We start from the raw sequence: 17812 nt of genomic DNA, 5'->3' as shown, positions 1-17812 counted from the left end.
GATGCATTCCCTGCTCCCGAAACGTTTCAAATTTGGCCCATTTTTCGGGTTGACCGTGGCAATCGCCCTGAGCGGCTGCGCCATCGGCCCGGACTACTTCCGCCCGGCTTCGACCCTGCCGGAAGCGGCGCCGGCCGTCGCCACGGCTCAAGTGCCGGTCAATCCGACGTGGTGGACGCTGTTCGGCGACGCCGACCTCAATGCGCTGGTCGACCAGACACTGGCCGCCAACCAGGACCTGCAAGCCGCCATCGCCCGCCTCGAAGCGGCTGAAGCGGCAGCCCGCGAAGCCGGCGCCGATTACCTGCCGCGCATCGGTCTGGAAGCCAGCACCGGGCGCAGCAAGAGTAGTGGCGAAACCTACAACGGCCGAAAAATGGGTGGCGCCACCTACGATAACAACCGGGTTGCCGCGACACTGAGCTACGAGCTCGACCTCTGGGGCCGCATTCGGCGCAACAACGAAGCGGTGCGTGCAGAAGCGCTGGCCAGCCGTTTCGGCCGCGACAGCTTGCGCCTGACGCTGGTCGGCCAGGTGACCAACGAGTACCTCAACCTGCGCAGCCTCGATGGCCAGATCGAAGTCACGGCGCAAACGCTCGAATCTCGCAAGCAGGCGCTCAAAATCGTCCAGGCCCGGCTCGATGCCGGCAGCGCCTCCGGCCTCGAACTGGCCCAGGCCGAAAGCGCGCTGAACGGCGCGCAAGCCCAATGGAGCCAGTTGCAACGGCTGCGCGCCCTGTCCGAAAGCCAGATCGGCCTGCTCAGCGGCCAGCCCGGCCTCAAGATCGCCGCCACCGGCCTCGACAAGCTGCCGTTGCCGCCAACCCCGCCGGCCGGGCTGCCCTCGGCCCTGCTCGAAGCCCGCCCGGACATCCGCCAAGCTGAGGAAAAGCTGGTTGCCGCCAACGCCCGAATCGGTGTCGCCAAGGCCGCCTACTACCCGACGATCAGCCTGACCGGCCTGTTCGGCAGCGAAAGCATGGCGCTATCCAATCTGTTCACCAGCGGCGCCGGCATCTGGTCAGCCGCCGCCGGCCTCGCCATGCCGATCTTCGACGCCGGCCGCACCGGCGCCCGGGTCGATCAGGCGACGGCCGTGCAGAAGGAAAGCCTGGCCAACTACCGGAAAACGGTGCAAACCGCCTTCAAGGAAGTGAACGACGCCATCGTCGGCCTGCGCGAATACAGCGAAGAAGAGGCCGCCTACTCGGCCCAGGTCGGTTCCTCGCAAAAGGCGCTCAATCTGGCCGAGAAGCGTTACGAGTCCGGCTATTCCGGCTACATGGATCTGCTCGACGCCCAGCGCACGCTGAACAGCGCCCAGTTGCAATATCTGGCCAGTCGCAAGAGCCGCCTCGGCGCGGCAGTCGATCTGTTCAAGGCATTGGGCGGCGGCTGGGTCGCCGGCTGATTCCGTCGTCCCCCCATCAGCAAGCTCAACCGGGCTTGCTACGGTCAACCGGAAAAAATGGCCAAAAATGAAATCGGGGCAGACCGCAAGGTCTGCCCCCTTTGACATGACCAAAGTCATCGCGTAAGTTTCTTCCCCCAACAGACCAGCCGATGATCAGGCCGGCGATACTCCCCCACGAGAACGCATTCTTATCCTCAGCAAGGAGAACTCGTTGGATTCCGGCAAGCCCACCTTTGGCAGCGACATCGACCACAGCATGGCGGTCCGCCTCATGCAGCATCTGGTCGTTCCCACCTTCGTCCTTGATGCCGAGCGCCGGGTGACCATCTGGAACCATGCCTGCGAACGTCTTACCGGCATCCCCGCAGCCGAAATAGTCGGCACCAACGAGCACTGGCGCGGCTTTTACAATGAGCCCCGCCACTGCCTGGCCGACCTCATCGCACTCGAAGAATACGACCAGCTCGCCGAGCTCTATGCCGCCCATACCAGCCCCGGCGAATTCGGCTTCGGCCTGCGCGCCGAGAATTGGTGCGTCATGCCGGTCAAGGGCGAGCGCCATTACCTGGCCGTCGATGCCGGGCCGATTTACGACGACCACGGGAAGCTGATTGCCATCGTCGAAACGCTGCGCGACATGACCGACCAGAAGCTGGCCGAAATGGCGCTGCAGAACCTGGCGACCAAGGACAGCCTGACCGGTCTGGCCAATCGCCGATCGCTCGACGACAAGCTGCAATTCGAATGGAAATGCGGCCGGCGCACGGCCACATCGCTGGCCTTCATTCTCGGTGACATCGATCACTTCAAGCACTACAACGATCACTACGGCCACCCGAAAGGTGACGAGTGCCTGCGTGCGGTGGCCGGCGCCATTGGCGCCGCCGTCTTTCGACCGGCCGACATGACGGCCCGTTATGGTGGCGAAGAGTTCGCCATTGTCATGCCCAACACCGATCAGGCCGGCGCCCACGCCGTGGCCGAACGCATCTGCCTGGCCGTTCGGGCTCTGGCGATCCCCCATGCAGCCTCGACGACGGCAGCGCATGTCACGATCAGCCTCGGCGTTTCAACCCTCTATCCGGATTCCGGCAACAGTCTCGAAACCCTCATCGCTGCAGCCGATGCAGCGCTCTACCGGGCCAAGGATGCGGGCCGCAACCGCACCGTCGTGGCCGAATCCATCTAGCCCAGACGCCGCCGCGCCTCGAACAGGCAGACACCGGCCGCTACGGAAACGTTGAGGCTTTCGACCGAGCCGTGCATCGGAATCTTGACCAGTTGGTCGCAATTTTCACGCGTCAGCCGACGCATTCCCTCGCCTTCGGCGCCGAGCACCCAGGCCGTCGCCTTCGGCCATTCGGCCGCATAAAGATCGCTCTCCGCCTCGCCGGCCGTGCCGACGACCCAGATTTCGCGTTCCTGCAACTCGCGCAGCGTGCGCGCCAGATTGGTGACCATCACGTAAGGCATCGTTTCGGCCGCCCCGCAGGCCGTCTTGGCCGCCACATCGGTCAGGCCGACGGCTCTATCCTTCGGCGCGATGACGGCATGCACGCCGGCCGCATCGGCCACGCGCAGGCAGGCGCCGAGATTGCGCGGGTCGGTGATGCCATCGAGTACAAGCAGAAAGGCCGGTTCTTCGAGCGTATCGAGCACATCGTCGAGATGCGCCAGCTTGCGATCACCTTCGATGCGGGCCAGTACGCCCTGATGTTTCGCCCCGGGCGCCATGCCGTCGAGCCGCTTGCCATCGGCCCCGATCACCTTGACGCCCTGCAATTCGGCGTGCGCCAGGAGGTCACGCGCCCGCGCATCGTGGCGGGTGGCGTCGATGACGATTTCCTTGACCGATTCCGGGTCGTGGCGAAGTTTGGCGGTAACGGCGTGAAAGCCGTAGATCAGGCGGGAAGACATGGCTGCTTTCGAAAAACTGAAGGACGAATTTTACCGCGCCGGCGCCACAGGCCGAAGATTCAACGGTCGTTCACAAATTCTTGAGCAGCGAATCCTCGCGGGAAATCCAGCGCGACAGAATCAGGTCGTGGAGCGCGATGTGATTGGTTTCCCACCGGGCGAGCAAGGCATCCAGTTCGCGGATTCGCGAAACGACATGATGCGAGTCGAGCGACGAAACGATTTGCTGCACGGTCGATGAAATCGCCGCATGATCTTCCATGTGCGCCTCGCAGACATCGCGGTCGACCATGAGCAGCAGCGAGTCACGCATGACCATTTCTTCCGTCTTGAAATGGTCGAGGATAAAAGCGAAAACATCACCGAGCATGGCAATCACGTCAGCCTCGCAACGCTGTTGCCGCTCATGGCTACAACCCGTGCAATCTTTCAGATTGACGTGATCGATGCACACCCGGCGCAGGTTGGCGATGGCGGCAATCAGGAAACGGTGCTCGGAATCGATCAACTTGTGACCGGTGAGCAGTTCAGCCGGCAGCTCGCCGGTCGTCAGCCAATAGGCCGTACTTTCGGACACGACATCGACAACAGGCCCTGCCTTGTGAGGATTGGGAACCACCCGCTGCTTCGTCATCCCTATTCCGAAAGTATTAGAAAACGCTATTTTACCGTCGTAATTTGCCTTCTTGCTACGGTAATTGTTAATTATGGTAATGATCCCCGATACCGTCGCCAGACGCCGACGCTGGTGCGCGCAAGGGATCAACTACGGTTTCTAGGATAATATTCAGTAGCAAACCATTGCACCAACCGGGGGAATCTCTTGCTGACAGAACACCAGAAACATTGGGGCGTTGATCAGTGGGCGGCCTACCTTAGCAGCCAGGATCTGCCCTGCATGCCGCGCTCAAAAGCGCGTCTGCTCGAACTCGAAGCTGATAAGGGCGAACGCCTGGCCGCCTGCGATCTGGCCGACATCGCCGCCGCCGACCCCTTTCTTTGCCTGCGCCTGCTGCGTGAAGCAGAAAGCCACCGCGCCCAGCGCCTCGGCCACGAAACCACCAGCCCGCTCGGCACCGTCATGCAACTGGGTACCGATGCCGTGCACAAGTTGATGCTCGAATGCCCCGAAACCGACGAATCGAACATCGGCCTCGCTGAATGCGAAGCCCGTGCCCACCTGGCCAGCCGACTTGCCCTGCGCTGGGGCGCGGCACGCGCCGACATTTCGCCCGATGAAGTCGCCATGGCCGCCCTGCTTTCGGAAATCGGCGAACTGCTCCTCTGGTCTTTCGCCGCAGAGTTGCCGCTGGCCGCCCTTGCAGCCCTGCATTCCGGCCGGTCACCACGCTCGCTGCAGGCGCAGGTGGACACCTGCGGTTTCCGCTTCAAGGATCTGACCCTCAAATGCGCCCTGATCTGGCACCTGCCATCGCTGCTGACGCAACTGATCCGCGGCATCGACAACAACCGCGCCAACCTCTCCCGTCTTTGTGTCGATACCGCCCGCCACATCAGCAGCGGGCCCGATGACCCAGCCCTCCCGGCCGACATTGCCGCGGCCAAGGAAATCATCCCCGGCGCTTCGCTGGAATGGCTGGCCGAACAACTGCCAGGCCTCGACGAAGAGCATGTTGCCGCCATCGCGCTCAAGGCGGCAGATCTGCTCGACCCGACCCACCACTGAGCGCAACGGCACCGGTCAGCGCTTTTTCGCCGCCGCTTTTTTTACCGGCTTGGCACCAGCGCTCTTGCTGCGTGGCGCGGCCGATTTTTTGACCGCCGGCTTTTTGGCTGCCGGCTTGGCCTCGCTCCTGACCGCCGGCTTCGTTGATTTTTTGGCTGCTGATTTTTTGACAACAGGCTTGGCCGCGGGTTTATCCAACTTCACCGGCGCCTTGGCAACCGGAGCCCTGGCGGCAACCGCCTTGGCTACGGGCCGCTGACTCACCGGCTTGACGGCCGTTTTCGGCACCGTTCTTCTCCCGGCGTAGGATTTCTCGCTACCTGCCAGAACAAAATCGATCCGGTTCGACTCAAGGTCGGCCCGCACCAGCTTGACCCGCACGCGGTCGCCGAGCCGGAAACGTTCGCCAGTCCGCTCGCCAAGCATCTGATGCTTGATGTTGTCGAACTGGAAGTAATCAGCCCCCAACTCTGAAACGTGCACCAGGCCTTCGATATAAACCGTGTCGAGGGCCACGAAAATGCCAAAGGCCGTGACCCCGGAAATCGTCCCGTCGAACTCTTCGCCAATACGCTCCTTCATGAAGAAGGTCTTCAGCCAGTTCTCAACATCGCGCGTCGCCTCGTCAGCCCGCCGCTCGGTGCTCGAACATTGCAAACCAATGTCATCCCAGCTACGGTCCGGCGTATAGGTTTCGCCGGCCAGTACGGCCTTGATGGCGCGATGCACGAGCAGGTCGGGGTAACGACGGATCGGCGAGGTGAAATGGGTGTAATGCTCGTAGGCCAGGCCGAAGTGGCCGACATTGTCCGGGCTGTACATGGCTTGACGCAGCGAACGCAGCATCACCGTCTGCAGTAATTGAAAGTCCGGACGCAGTTTGACCTTTTCGAGCAGGATGGCGTAATCCTTGGCGCGCGGATCTTCGCCGCCACCGAGCGCCAGACCGAACTCGCCGAGGAAGGCGCGCAGATTGGCCAGCTTTTCTTCCGACGGCGCGGCGTGGATGCGATAGAGACAGGTCTGCTTGTGCTCAGCAAGGAAATCCGAAGCGCAGACGTTGGCCGCCAGCATGCACTCCTCGATGATCCGGTGCGCATCGTTGCGGACGACCGGAACGATGTTCTCGATCTTGCCCTGCTCGTTGAACAACATCTGCGTTTCGGTCGTCTCGAAATCGATCGCCCCACGCTGGCCGCGCGCCTTGTGCAAAGCGGCAAACAGCTTGTAGAGATTCTGCACATGCGGCAAAACGCTGCGGTGGACGTCGGTTTCCGGCACTTTCTCGCCGGACAGCCACGACCAGACGAGGTTGTAGGTCAGGCGCGCGTGCGACTTGAACACCGCCGGATAGAATTTGTATTTGCCGATCTTGCCCGTCGAGCTGATTTCCATGTCGCAAACCATGGCCATGCGCTCGACATCCGGATTCAATGAACAGATGCCGTTCGACAATTTCTCCGGCAGCATCGGGATGACCCGGCGCGGGAAATAAACCGAGTTGCCACGCTCCACCGCCTCCTTGTCGAGCGCCATGCCCGGCTTGACGTAATGCGACACGTCGGCAATCGCCACGATCAGCCGCCAGCCACGGCCCTTCTTTTCGCAATAGACGGCATCATCGAAATCGCGCGCCGTCTCGCCGTCGATGGTGACCAGCGCAACATCGCGCAAATCGACGCGCCCTTTGAGGTCTGCCTTGGTTACCTTGTCCGGCAGCTCCTTGTTTTCCTCAAGCGCTGCCCGGGAAAACTCGAAGGGTAGATCGTGCTTACGCAGCGCGATCTCGATCTCCATGCCCGGATCGGCATAATTGCCCAGCACCTCGATAATCTTGCCGATTGGCTGCGAGAACTTGCTCGGCTGCTCGATGATTTCGACCATCACCACCTGGCCGGACTGCGGCTGGTTCTTCGCCTTGGGCTGCGGCGGCACCAGAATGTCCTGCGAAATGCGCTTGTTTTCCGGCGCCACGACAACCACGCCATGCTCGACAAACATCCGCCCGACAATCCGCGTATTGACCCGCTCGGTCACCTCGACAATGCCGCCCTCAGGACGCCCCTTGCGGTCTATGCCGGTAACCCGGACCAACGCCCGATCGCCATGCAGCACTTTCCCCATCTGATGCTGATCGAGAAAGATGTCGGCGCTGCCGTCATCGGGAATCAGGAAACCGTAGCCATCCGGATGTCCTTGAATACGCCCCGGCGTCAGGCTGGCCCGCTCGGGCAGGATGTAGGCGCCCTTGCGGTTGCGCATCAACTGCCCTTCACGCTCCATGGCTCCCAGGCGACGCTGGAACATTTCACGTTCGGTGTTGGTGATATCCAGCAACTCGGTCAGTTCATTGAATTCAACAGGCCGACCTTCGTCAGTCAGCACCTGCGAGACATATTCACGCGAAGGCAAAGGAAACTCGTAGCGCGCCAATTCACGCTCGAAGAAGGGATCAGCACGACGGATTTTTGATAGTTTTTTTCTTGACATCAGTTCTTCTTTCTCTATAATGGCGGCTCTTCGCACCTGTGCCCAGGTGGCGGAATTGGTAGACGCACTAGTTTCAGGTACTAGCGGGTAACTCCGTGGGGGTTCGAGTCCCTTCCTGGGCACCAGCGATTTTGATAGAAGGCCTTGTTAAAACAAGGCCTTTTTTCATTTCTGCCGCCGGGCTTTGATAAGCGGCCAACACGGCCGATTGCCAATCGCAATTGCATTGTCTCATAGCAGATGCTTCGCTGCACTGCAGTAACGATTGGTAACACTTGGGTACACAGCACGGGTCATCGGCCAGCCACATCCCGCGTTATTCGACTTGTCCAAACGACAAATACGAGTCGAAACCATGAAAAAAATTACCGCCCTTTTTATCGCTGCCACTCTAGCCATGACCGCCACCACATCGGCCCAAGCCGAATGGGGACATCGCCATGGCGGCCACGGTCATGGACACCATGGCCACCGAGGTGGCCATGGCTGGGTTGGGCCGGCTGCCGTGCTGGCTATCACCGGACTGGCCATTGGCGCAGCCGTGGCATCCCAAAACAGCTACGGCCCGGCTCCGGTCTATAGCGCCCCGCCCCGCCCGATGCCAAGAGCCGACTACGGCACTTGGTACTACTGCGGTTCGTCCGGCCAGTACTATCCGTACACCAACGCCTGTCCGGAAGGATGGCAGGCTGTACCAGCGCAATAAAAATGAAAACGGGCCGAAAAGGCCCGTTGAACATAGCAATCCGGCTTTCGCTCAGTTATTGAATGGGTGCTGCTTGAGGATGGTTTCATCGCGCTCCGGACCAGTCGACACGATGGCGATTGGCACTTCGCACAACACTTCCAGGCGATTGAGATAGGCGCGCGCTTCGGCCGGCAGGTCTTCCCAGCGCTTGACGCCGAACGTAGTCGCACTCCAGCCCGGCATCGTTTCGTAGATCGGCTCGCAACGGGCCACCTCATCGGCACCAATAGGCAGCAGGTCAATGACCTTGCCATCCAGCTTGTAGCCGGTGCAGATGCTCAGTTCCTTGAGCCCATCAAGCACATCCAGTTTCGTGATGCACAGCCCGGTCAGACCGTTGATACGGCCGGAACGACGCAGGGCTGCGGCATCGAACCAGCCACAACGACGCTTGCGGCCAGTAACAGTGCCAAACTCACGACCAACCTGCGACATCTGATAACCCGGTACGCCTTCGGTCTCGATATCCAGTTCACTAGGGAAGGGACCACCACCGACGCGAGTACAGTAGGCCTTGGTAATGCCCAGCACGTAATGCAGCATGCCCGGGCCAATGCCCGAACCCGCTGCAGCCTGGCCGGCAACGCAGTTCGACGAGGTAACAAACGGGTAGGTACCATGGTCGATGTCGAGCAAGGTACCCTGCGCACCTTCGAACAGCAGGTTAGAACCGGCTTTGTTGGCGGCGTAAAGCGCTGCAGAAACGTCAGTCACCATTGGCCGAATCTGCTCGGCATCAGCCATTGCCTGATCGTAAACCATCTGAAAATCAACGGCAGGTGCCTTGAAATACTGGGTCAGTACGAAGTTGTGATATTCCAGCACTTCCTTCAGTTTCTCGGCAAAACGTTCCGGATGGAACAGGTCATAGACGCGCAGACCACGGCGGGAAACCTTGTCCTCATAGGTCGGGCCAATACCCTTGCCGGTCGTGCCAATCTTCTTGTCATCCGACTTGGCGCCTTCGCGAGCCTGGTCGATAGCTGAGTGGTAGGGCAGAATCAGCGGACATCCCGGACTAATCTTCAGGCGCGAACGAACGTCAATGCCGCCCTTTTCCAGTTCGGCGATTTCCGACAGCAGATGATGAGTGTCAAGCACAACACCATTGCCGATATAGCATTCGACACCATCGCGGACAATGCCCGAAGGCACCAGATTCAGCTTGTAAACTTGTTCGCCGACGACCAGCGTGTGGCCGGCATTGTGACCGCCCTGAAAACGAACGACGCCCTTGGCGTGATCGGTCAGCCAGTCGACGATCTTGCCCTTACCCTCATCGCCCCACTGCGTACCCACCACGATGACATTCTTTGCCATTTTTTAGTCCTCTTGTATTGCTTCAATAATCCAGTGTTCGCCAACCAGCGCCAGCTTTCGGTCACAGACCGGACCTTCGCAGGCGGTTTCGCCTGGCAGCAACTGGACAACAACTTCGCCCTGTTCGCGTAGCGCGGCGATATGGGCAGTGAGACGTACATCGTGCCCGGCGTGCGGCGCCAGAATTGCACCGGACAGCTTGCCAGCAGGGGCCAAGCGCGCCACTTCGCGCAAATCCATCGAAAAGCCGGTGGCCGGACGAGCCCGACCAAAAGCCTTTCCGGCGCCATCGTAGCGGCCGCCCATAGCGATCGCCGCCGGGTAGCCCGGACAGTAGGCGGCGAAGACCACACCATTGTGATAGTGGTAGCCGCGCAGGTCGGAAAGGTCGATCGAAAAAGGCAACTCAGGCGCAGCGGCAAGTAGATGACGCAAACCGTTCAGAGCAGCAGAAATCGTTGGCAATGCTGGCAACTCTACATCTGCCCGATCCAGAACCTCGGCACCGCCGTACAGTAGCGGCAGGCGCAGCAGTGCTTCGCGATAGGGTGACGGAACATCGGCACAGGCCTCTTCCAAACCAGGTACGTCTTTAGCCTGTAGAAGACTAAGGACGGCATCCTCTGCTTCCTGGGGCAACCCGGCTGCCTCAGCAAGCGCCTGGAAAATACCAACGTGACCGAGATCAATACGGCTGACTGGAAGTTTTATCCGCTCGAGAGCACCGGCCATCAGGCGAATGACATCAAGGTCAGCCTCGATCCCCGCGTAACCGTAGAGTTCAGCACCAATCTGAAGCGGCTCACGACCAGCTGAAATCGTTGCTGGCAACGTATGCAACACGCTACCGCAATAGCACAACCGGGTAACGCCTTGGTGGTTGAGCAAGTGAGCATCGATACGCGCAGCCTGCGGCGTCATGTCGGCGCGAACGCCCATGGTCCGACCAGATAGTTGATCCACCAGCTTGAAGGTACGCAGTTTCAAATCCTGACCGGCACCAGTCAGCAGCGATTCCAGATATTCCAGCATCGGCGGCATGACCAGTTCGTAGCCACGGCTGCGAAAATGATCAAGAACGGTTCGGCGCAGATTCTCGATGCGAGCCGCTTCTGCAGGCAAAGCATCGGCAAGGTATTCAGGTAACAGCCAATTCATGACAAAACAATCAGTAGGATCAGGCCAATCAGCATCGATGTCAGGCCGACGAAGCGAATTTGCCCATCCGAAAATTGAACAAGGCGGCGGAAGGTTTCACGCCAGGCCGCCGGGGCAATAAAAGGCATGAGGCCTTCGAGCACCAACATCAGCGCGAAGGCCATCAGCAGAGTCGAGGTCATTTGCCTTTGTCAGCCCCACGTCCGCCACTCTTCATGTATTTGAAGAAGTCGGAACTGGGTTCGATAACCAGCAAATCGCTCTTGTTCTTGAAGCTGCCGCGATACGCCTCGAGACTGCGATAAAAAGCATAGAACTCGGGGTTCTGACCAAATGCCTGAGCGTAGGTATTGGTTGCCTTGGCATCGCCCTCACCCTTTATCTTCTGGGCATCGCGATAGGCTTCGGCAACAATGATTTCACGCTGACGATCGGCATCGGCGCGAATCTTTTCAGCTTCGGCCGAGCCTTCCGAACGTAATTCATTGGCTACTCGTTTGCGCTCTGCTTCCATTCGGCGATAAACAGCTTCGCTGACCTCAGTCGGCAGTTCCACCCGCTTTACCCGAACGTCAACAATCTGCACACCAATCTTGCGTGCATCGGTGTCTGCTTTTTCGCGCATCTGGTTCATGATCTTGTCGCGTTCACCAGAAACCACGTCATGCACTGTGCGCTTGCCGAACTCCTCGCGCAAACCGGCGTTGACCGTCTGATTCAGACGGGTCTTGGCGCGCGACTCGTCGCCGCCCACCGAGATGTAATAAAGCTGGGGATCGACAATGCGCCACTTGATGTATGAATCGACCAGGACGTTCTTCTTTTCGGAGGTAATGAAACGCTCAGGCTCGGCATTATCGAGCGTGATGATGCGCTTCTCGAAATAACGGACGTTCTGGACCATGGGAATCTTGAAATAGAGCCCCGGCTCGCTGATCGCCCGCTTGACCTCACCCAACTGGAAAACCACGGCGTACTGGCGCTGATCGACGGTAAAAATCGACATGGCCATAACCACCAGCACTGTGGCGAGAATAGCACCCAACAAATTGATACGCGGACTCATTAACGTCCCTCCCGATCACGCGAACGCAGCGAACCATCGCGCGAACTTGAAGAATACGAACCACCACCGACCTTCGGCGCACCTTCAAGCTGTGGCGGCGCATCGTTAGACAATGGCGCAGTCGGTCTGGCCGTCGATGGCGCCACGGAAGCCTCGGGTGCGGCCTGCGCAGCCGTCGTCGCGCTGGCCGCCTGCATCAGCTTGTCAAGCGGCAGATAGAGAAGATTGCCCTGCCCCTTGGTATCGACCATCACTTTGCTGGTATTGGCATAGATCTGCTGCATTGTTTCCAGATACAAGCGTTGACGCGTCACTTCTGGTGCCTTGGCATACTCGGTCAGCACCTGCTTGAAGCGCGACGCATCACCCTCGGCCGAGGAAATGACGCGCTGCTTGTAACCGTTGGCCTCTTCAAGCAGTCGTGCTGCCGTGCCCTTGGCCTTCGGAATCACGTCGTTGGCGTATGCCTGGCCTTCATTCTTTTGGCGCTCGCGATCCTGCCCTGCCTTCACGGCATCATCAAAAGCAGCCTGAACCTGCTCAGGTGGCTGCGCATTCTGCATGGTCACCTTGGAAATCATGATGCCACTTTGGTAGCGGTCAAGGATGTCCTGCATCAGCTTCGCTGCCTGGGTTGCAATCTGCTCGCGACCTTCGTAGAGCACATAGTCCATTTTGCTCTTGCCGACAATTTCGCGAACTGCCGTTTCCGCAGCCCCCATAACCGCTTCATCAGTCGAGCGGTTATTGAACAGATATTCAACAGGGTCTTTCAGAATGTACTGGACGGCAAACTGGATATTCACGATGTTCTCGTCATCAGTGAGCATCAGCGCTTCCTTGAGCACCTTGTTACGCTCGCTACCGCGGTAGCCGATTTCGATGGTCCGCACACCAGTCAGATTGACCAATTCGTGCGACTGGATCGGATACGGCAGGCGCCAGCGCAGACCAGGATCAGTCGCTTCCTTGAAACTGCCGAACTGGAGTACGAGGCCACGCTGCGAAGCATCGACAATGTAGAAGCCAGATGCCAGCCAGACGATAGCCACCAATCCGACAAGCAAACCGACACCGCCGCCAATGAATTTCGGATTGAAATCGATATTCGGCATACGGGGACCGTCACCACCGCCGTTGCCACCACCACCGCCTTTTTTACCGAACATACCGGTAAGTTTGCGATTGAAGTCGCGCCAGAGCTCTTCCAGATCAGGCGGGCCATCATTGGGTCGGCGAGGGCCGCTGCCGTTGGATTTATCACCATCACTGCCACCACGGTTGCCCCATTGTGGGTCATTGAGCGACATAAAAATACCTAGGGTCGGAATCATGGGTGTCGGGAATTCAGTAAATGTAATCGTGTTGTGCTTCATATTCAGCTTCAGCAATCGCCTTCTGACGGGCTTCAGCCTTTGCTCGGGCATATTCGGCCAGGGACTCACGCAGCAAATCCATGCCTTCTCCAGTACGCGCACTAACTCGAACGCGCGCGATATTATCATACTCGCCCCGCTCGATGCCCGGCATGGCTTCGGTCAGGTCTATCTTGTTCCAGGCAATCAATTGCCTGACACCGTCAGCGCCAATTTCCCTGAGCACCTTATTGACTTCGTCAATCTGCTCGTCGCGAGCGTGACTCGCACTATCCACCACGTGTAACAACAAATCCGCATGCGTTGCCACTTCCAGCGTTGCATGAAAAGCATCAACCAAAGAATGAGGCAGGTCACGAATAAAGCCGACGGTATCGGAAATAACAATGTTGCCAGCCCCTTCGATCCATAGTTTGCGCGAAGTCGTATCCAGCGTAGCAAATAACTGGTCGGCTGCGTAAACACCGGCATGTGTCAGTGCATTGAATAGAGTCGACTTTCCGGCGTTGGTGTAGCCCACCAGCGAAACATTCAGGACATCACCACGCATCCGTGCTTTACGCTGTACGCCACGCTGCCTTGAGAGCCGTCCAAGCTTTTCCTTCAATAACTTGACACGGTTGCCAAGCAAGCGGCGGTCCGTTTCCAGTTGTTTTTCGCCCGGGCCACGCATACCAATACCGCCGCGCTGCCGTTCGAGGTGAGTCCAGCCACGCACCAAGCGTGTCGACAAGTGCTCAAGTTGAGCCAACTCGACCTGCAGCTTGCCCTCCGCACTGGTAGCACGCAAAGCAAAAATATCGAGTATCAGACTGGTTCGGTCGATCACTCGGCACTTAAGCTCCCTTTCGAGATTGCGCTCCTGAGCGGGAGAAAGCTCGTGATTAAAAATCACCAGATCCGCCCCACCAGCCGCAACCATCGCACCGATTTCGTCAACCTTGCCTCTACCGGCAAATGTCTTGGGATCGGGACTCTGGCGCTTGCCAAAAACTTCAGAAACGACCACACCACCAGCCGACGCAGCCAGCAAGCGGACCTCTTCCAGTTGATCCTCGAGATCGGACCGGCCAAAATTGAGCTGAACGATCACCGCACGTTCTCCGGCGGCAGGTCGTTCAATCATGGGCAATTCCAGGAAGAAAAAGCGCGAACCCACCATGAAGGTGGGTTGCTGGACAGGATTGGATTATTCCGCAGCCTGTTCCTGTTGGAGGTTGACCGGACGCGCCGGAACAACCGTTGAGATGGCATGTTTGTAGACCATCTGCGTAACCGTGTTCTTGAGCAGTACAACGTACTGATCGAACGATTCTACCTGGCCCTGCAGTTTGATCCCATTCACCAGGTAAATTGAGACGGGAACATGCTCACGACGAAGAGCGTTGAGGAAGGGGTCTTGTAAAAGTTGCCCTTTGTTACTCATGGTGTGGACTCCATGTAATTGTTATGAGGGTCCTAATGTACCCAAATTTATAAAGTGCTGCCAAAGATTTTGTAGATTATTTCTTGTCTTTGTCGGCAAACGGATTTTTTGCGCTTACGCACTGGATGCGCAACGGCGTTCCCTGCAATTTGAAGGCTTCACGGAAAGTGTGTTCGAGGAAACGTCGATAGCTGTCCGTGATCTTGTCGACTGCGTTGCCATGGATGACGATGATCGGTGGATTCGAGCCCCCCTGGTGGGCATAGCGCGGCTTGGGCCGGAATAGCCCGTGCTTGGCCGGCGCCTGCTTGGCGACCGCATCAATCAGCACACGAGTCAGGCGCGGGGTGGTCATTTTGGCCATCGCTGCGGCATAGGCTGAGTCAACTGAGCGGAAGAGCGACTCCAGACCGATATTGTCGCGTGCCGAAATGAAATGGAACTTGGCAAAACTGAGGAATTGCAGCTTGCGTTGCAGGATCAGGCGAGTCTGTTCACGAACGTAGGAATCGAGACCATCCCATTTATTCACTGCAACCACCAGCGCCTTACCGGATTGGACGATAAAGTCGGCAATATGGGCATCCTGGTCGGACACATCAGCCTGGGCGTCGACCATCAGGATGACAACATTGGCGTCTTCGATGGCCTGCAGCGTCTTGACCACCGAGAATTTCTCGATCGATTCAAAAACCTTGCCGCGCTTGCGCATCCCTGCCGTATCGATCAGCACGTATTTTCGGCCGCCTCGCTCGAAATCGATTTCAATCGAGTCGCGTGTCGTTCCCGGCGCATCGAAGGCGATGACCCGCTCTTCACCGAGCAAGGTATTGATCAGGGTCGACTTGCCAACATTGGGGCGACCAACGATGGCAACGCGAATGGCGTCAGAATGCCATTCGTCATCTTCAGGTTCAGGGAAGCTCTCGAGCGCCAGTTCAACCAGACCACGCACCCCTTCACCATGGGCCGACGAGATGGCATTGGGCTCACCGAGGCCGAGTTCGTGGAACTCCGCCTCGACCATGCCGGAATTCATGCCTTCAGCCTTGTTGACCGCAACAATGACCGGACAGTCGACGCGGCGCAGTTTGTTGGCGATTTCCTTGTCGTGCGGCGTCAGGCCGGCACGACCATCAACAACGAAGATGATGGCATCGGCTTCGGCAATCGCCTGTTCCGTCTGGCGAGCCATTTCGTGCAGGATGCCTTCCTTGACCAGCGGCTCAAAACCGCCCGTATCAACCACCAGATGGGGCTTCTTGCCCAGTTTTCCGTGGCCGTAGTGACGGTCGCGAGTCAGCCCTGGCAAATCGGCGACGATAGCGTCGCGCGATTTGGTCAGGCGATTGAACAACGTGGATTTGCCGACATTGGGTCGGCCAACCAGAACGAGCGTAGGTTTCATTGAGCCTCGATTGCGCTCACGCTGCCGCCCGTGGTCTGAACCAGAACGGCGTTACCGAGCATCTGAAGTGGCGCGCGAACCGGCGTGCCATCGGTTTTCTGGCGCGCGGCAAAGCTGCCATCGTCACGGGAAAGGAAGTGAACAATGCCCTCAGCATCAGCCACGGCGACCAGCCCACGCTGCACGACAGGCGCAGAGAGGCGACGATTTTTGAGTTTATCCTGTTTCCACAGGCTGCTCCCGGACTGACGGTCGAGCGCATAGACGACGCCCTTGTCATCGGCGACGAATAGGTAGCGGCTGTCCATGGCCAGGCCAGCCACCGAAGACAGGTCACGCGACCAGACCATTGCCCCGCCCTGCCCCATGTCGAAACAGGCCACACGCCCCTGGAAGGCGACAGCGCAGATCAAACGACCATCGACAACCGGTGGCGCAACGATATCAGCCACCCGATCAAGTTCGGTCGCCCCCTTGGGCAAGGCAACAGCACCTTCCCAGACCGGAGCACCGTTTTGTACCGCCAGAGCGACGAGCTTGCCGCCGGGGTACCCAACAAAGATATAGCGGTCAGCAAACACCGGCGAACCCGCACTGCGCACAGACAATGAAGGCGTCGACCGTTGATAGACCCATTTGCGCCCACCATCGCCGGCGTCAAGCAGATGAATGCGGTTGTCACCACTCTTCACCGCCACGCCATCATCACCGATGACGGGGGCGGCGAGCACCTCGCTCGAAACCTTGGCCTGCCAAAGCGCTTTGCCATCGTCAGCAGAGAAGGCCAGTACATCACCTTTTGACGTACCAACGACCAGCAAGCGGCTATTTGCGCCGACGCCAGCCGACAGGGGTTGGCCGGCTTCGACTTTCCAGACAAGCTTGCCGTCTTCCAGCTTCGAAACCGTACCGCTCCGGCTCGCCACATAAGCAACGCTACCGACCACGGCTGGCGTGAACGTATAGTCACCGGCCTTGCCAACACTGACAGCCCACGCCGTACGGACTTCCGCTGTTGCGGTCAGCGGCCCTAGCGGAGCCATTTTCGGCCCGGCGGTGGCAAACGGATTGATCGAATCGATCGTATCCGACACAGTCGCACAGCCGCCAAGGAAGAGGCCGGCAGCGGCAAACAGGGCAGCAAGTTGTCGTGACATCAGACGGCCTCACCCAGGTTATCGAGTTTCTGTTGCAGCAATTCACGACCGGAACCCTGCTTGCCAGTCATTTTTTCCAGTGCAGCCTTGTAGGCCGTCCGCGCTTCAGCCTTCTTGCCTTGAGCCGAAAGCACATCACCCTTCAACTCCTGAAAGCGTGCATCAAATGCCGGGGCATGAGCGGCTTCAAGCTGCTTGAGCGCATCGTCGTAGGCCTGTTCGTCAATTTGAACAGCGGCCAGCCGCAGACGGGCCAGATCCCTGATCTCGTCCTTGCCATTTTCGGCCACCCAGCCAAACTGGCTCTTCGCGGTTTTCAGGTCGCCCGCTTCAAATGACTGCTTGCCAGCCAACAGCGCCCCCAGAGAGGCATAGCTGGTGCTGCCAAATTTCTCGGCCAGCTCGCCAGCCGCTGCTTTGACTTTCTGGGCGTCGCCGATGGCCGTCGCCTGCTCCAGTACGCCATAGATAGCTGCTGCTTGCGCCGATTGCCCGCGCTGGTACCAGTTCCAGCCTTGCCAACCGATAACCCCCAGCGAAGCAGCAACAACCACGCTCGTCACGAGGTTGCCATACATCTTCCACCAGGTCTTCAGGGTATCTATTTGTTCCTGTTCTTCGAGGTCGTAATGCGCCATGCTG

General features: G+C 58.8%; 17 protein-coding genes and 1 tRNA gene. 5 read left to right on the top strand and 13 right to left on the bottom strand.

The window, feature by feature from the left end; all coding sequences use genetic code 11:
• Position 1: 1 nt before the first annotated feature.
• On the top strand, positions 2-1414 hold the full coding sequence (locus KI610_RS08305; RefSeq protein ID WP_226498172.1) for an efflux transporter outer membrane subunit: 1413 nt from the start codon (positions 2-4) through the stop codon (positions 1412-1414).
• A gap of 214 nt (positions 1415-1628) precedes the next feature.
• Complete coding sequence (locus KI610_RS08300) at positions 1629-2606, top strand: sensor domain-containing diguanylate cyclase (RefSeq protein ID WP_226498171.1); 978 nt, start codon at positions 1629-1631, stop codon at positions 2604-2606.
• Here KI610_RS08300 and rlmB read toward each other — a convergent pair.
• Together rlmB and KI610_RS08290 are read right to left on the bottom strand one after the other, a co-directional pair.
• The gene (rlmB, locus tag KI610_RS08295; protein ID WP_226498170.1) at positions 2603-3334 is read right to left on the bottom strand and encodes a 23S rRNA (guanosine(2251)-2'-O)-methyltransferase RlmB; all 732 of its coding nucleotides are present in this window, start codon (positions 3332-3334) and stop codon (positions 2603-2605) included. The genes KI610_RS08300 and rlmB overlap by 4 nt on opposite strands.
• Positions 3335-3404: 70 nt before the next feature.
• The gene (locus KI610_RS08290) at positions 3405-3968 is read right to left on the bottom strand and encodes a bacteriohemerythrin (protein WP_226498169.1); all 564 of its coding nucleotides are present in this window, start codon (positions 3966-3968) and stop codon (positions 3405-3407) included.
• A gap of 264 nt (positions 3969-4232) precedes the next feature.
• On the opposite strand from KI610_RS08290, the gene KI610_RS08285 reads away from it, so the two are divergent.
• On the top strand, positions 4233-5021 hold the full coding sequence (locus KI610_RS08285) for an HDOD domain-containing protein (protein ID WP_226498168.1): 789 nt from the start codon (positions 4233-4235) through the stop codon (positions 5019-5021).
• Positions 5022-5036: 15 nt separating this feature from the next.
• On the opposite strand, the gene rnr is transcribed toward KI610_RS08285, so the two are convergent.
• Complete coding sequence (gene rnr / locus KI610_RS08280; protein ID WP_226498167.1) at positions 5037-7511, bottom strand: ribonuclease R; 2475 nt, start codon at positions 7509-7511, stop codon at positions 5037-5039.
• 40 nt (positions 7512-7551) lie between these two features.
• Between rnr and KI610_RS08275 the strand changes: the two genes are divergently transcribed.
• Positions 7552-7636 (top strand) — tRNA-Leu (locus tag KI610_RS08275).
• Positions 7637-7866: 230 nt separating this feature from the next.
• Entirely contained in the window at positions 7867-8217 is a 351-nt protein-coding gene (locus KI610_RS08270; RefSeq protein ID WP_226498166.1) for a hypothetical protein, read from the top strand.
• A 51-nt stretch (positions 8218-8268) separates the two neighbouring features.
• On the opposite strand, the gene KI610_RS08265 is transcribed toward KI610_RS08270, so the two are convergent.
• The 10 genes from KI610_RS08265 to KI610_RS08220 form a co-directional block, all read right to left on the bottom strand.
• The gene (locus KI610_RS08265; RefSeq protein ID WP_226498165.1) at positions 8269-9579 is read right to left on the bottom strand and encodes an adenylosuccinate synthase; all 1311 of its coding nucleotides are present in this window, start codon (positions 9577-9579) and stop codon (positions 8269-8271) included.
• A gap of 3 nt (positions 9580-9582) precedes the next feature.
• Complete coding sequence (locus KI610_RS08260; RefSeq protein WP_226498164.1) at positions 9583-10737, bottom strand: ATP phosphoribosyltransferase regulatory subunit; 1155 nt, start codon at positions 10735-10737, stop codon at positions 9583-9585.
• The gene (locus KI610_RS08255) at positions 10734-10919 is read right to left on the bottom strand and encodes a DUF2065 domain-containing protein (protein WP_226498163.1); all 186 of its coding nucleotides are present in this window, start codon (positions 10917-10919) and stop codon (positions 10734-10736) included. Before KI610_RS08255 ends, KI610_RS08260 begins: the two co-directional genes overlap by 4 nt.
• A complete protein-coding gene (gene hflC / locus KI610_RS08250) occupies positions 10916-11803 on the bottom strand; it encodes a protease modulator HflC (RefSeq protein ID WP_226498162.1) in 888 nt (295 codons plus the stop codon). The genes KI610_RS08255 and hflC overlap by 4 nt, the downstream gene beginning before the upstream one ends.
• Positions 11803-13113, bottom strand: a complete 1311-nt coding sequence (gene hflK, locus KI610_RS08245; protein WP_226498531.1) for an FtsH protease activity modulator HflK — start codon at positions 13111-13113, stop codon at positions 11803-11805. Before hflK ends, hflC begins: the two co-directional genes overlap by 1 nt.
• A gap of 37 nt (positions 13114-13150) precedes the next feature.
• Positions 13151-14305: a GTPase HflX gene (hflX, locus tag KI610_RS08240; RefSeq protein ID WP_226498161.1), complete on the bottom strand. Its 1155-nt coding sequence runs from the start codon at positions 14303-14305 to the stop codon at positions 13151-13153.
• Positions 14306-14368: 63 nt separating this feature from the next.
• Entirely contained in the window at positions 14369-14605 is a 237-nt protein-coding gene (gene hfq, locus KI610_RS08235) for an RNA chaperone Hfq (protein WP_011288708.1), read from the bottom strand.
• Positions 14606-14681: 76 nt separating this feature from the next.
• Entirely contained in the window at positions 14682-16013 is a 1332-nt protein-coding gene (der, locus tag KI610_RS08230; protein WP_226498160.1) for a ribosome biogenesis GTPase Der, read from the bottom strand.
• Positions 16010-17170, bottom strand: a complete 1161-nt coding sequence (gene bamB, locus KI610_RS08225) for an outer membrane protein assembly factor BamB (protein WP_226498159.1) — start codon at positions 17168-17170, stop codon at positions 16010-16012. Before bamB ends, der begins: the two co-directional genes overlap by 4 nt.
• Positions 17170-17808, bottom strand: a complete 639-nt coding sequence (locus tag KI610_RS08220; RefSeq protein WP_226498158.1) for a YfgM family protein — start codon at positions 17806-17808, stop codon at positions 17170-17172. The genes bamB and KI610_RS08220 overlap by 1 nt, the downstream gene beginning before the upstream one ends.
• Between the last annotated feature and the right edge of the window lie 4 nt (positions 17809-17812).

Origin of the sequence: Ferribacterium limneticum, assembly GCF_020510565.1 — a bacterium.
Lineage (GTDB): Bacteria > Pseudomonadota > Gammaproteobacteria > Burkholderiales > Rhodocyclaceae > Azonexus > Azonexus limneticus_B.
The sequence above is the reverse complement of the archived record's forward strand: the minus strand, read 5'-3'. Positions and strand labels throughout refer to the sequence as shown.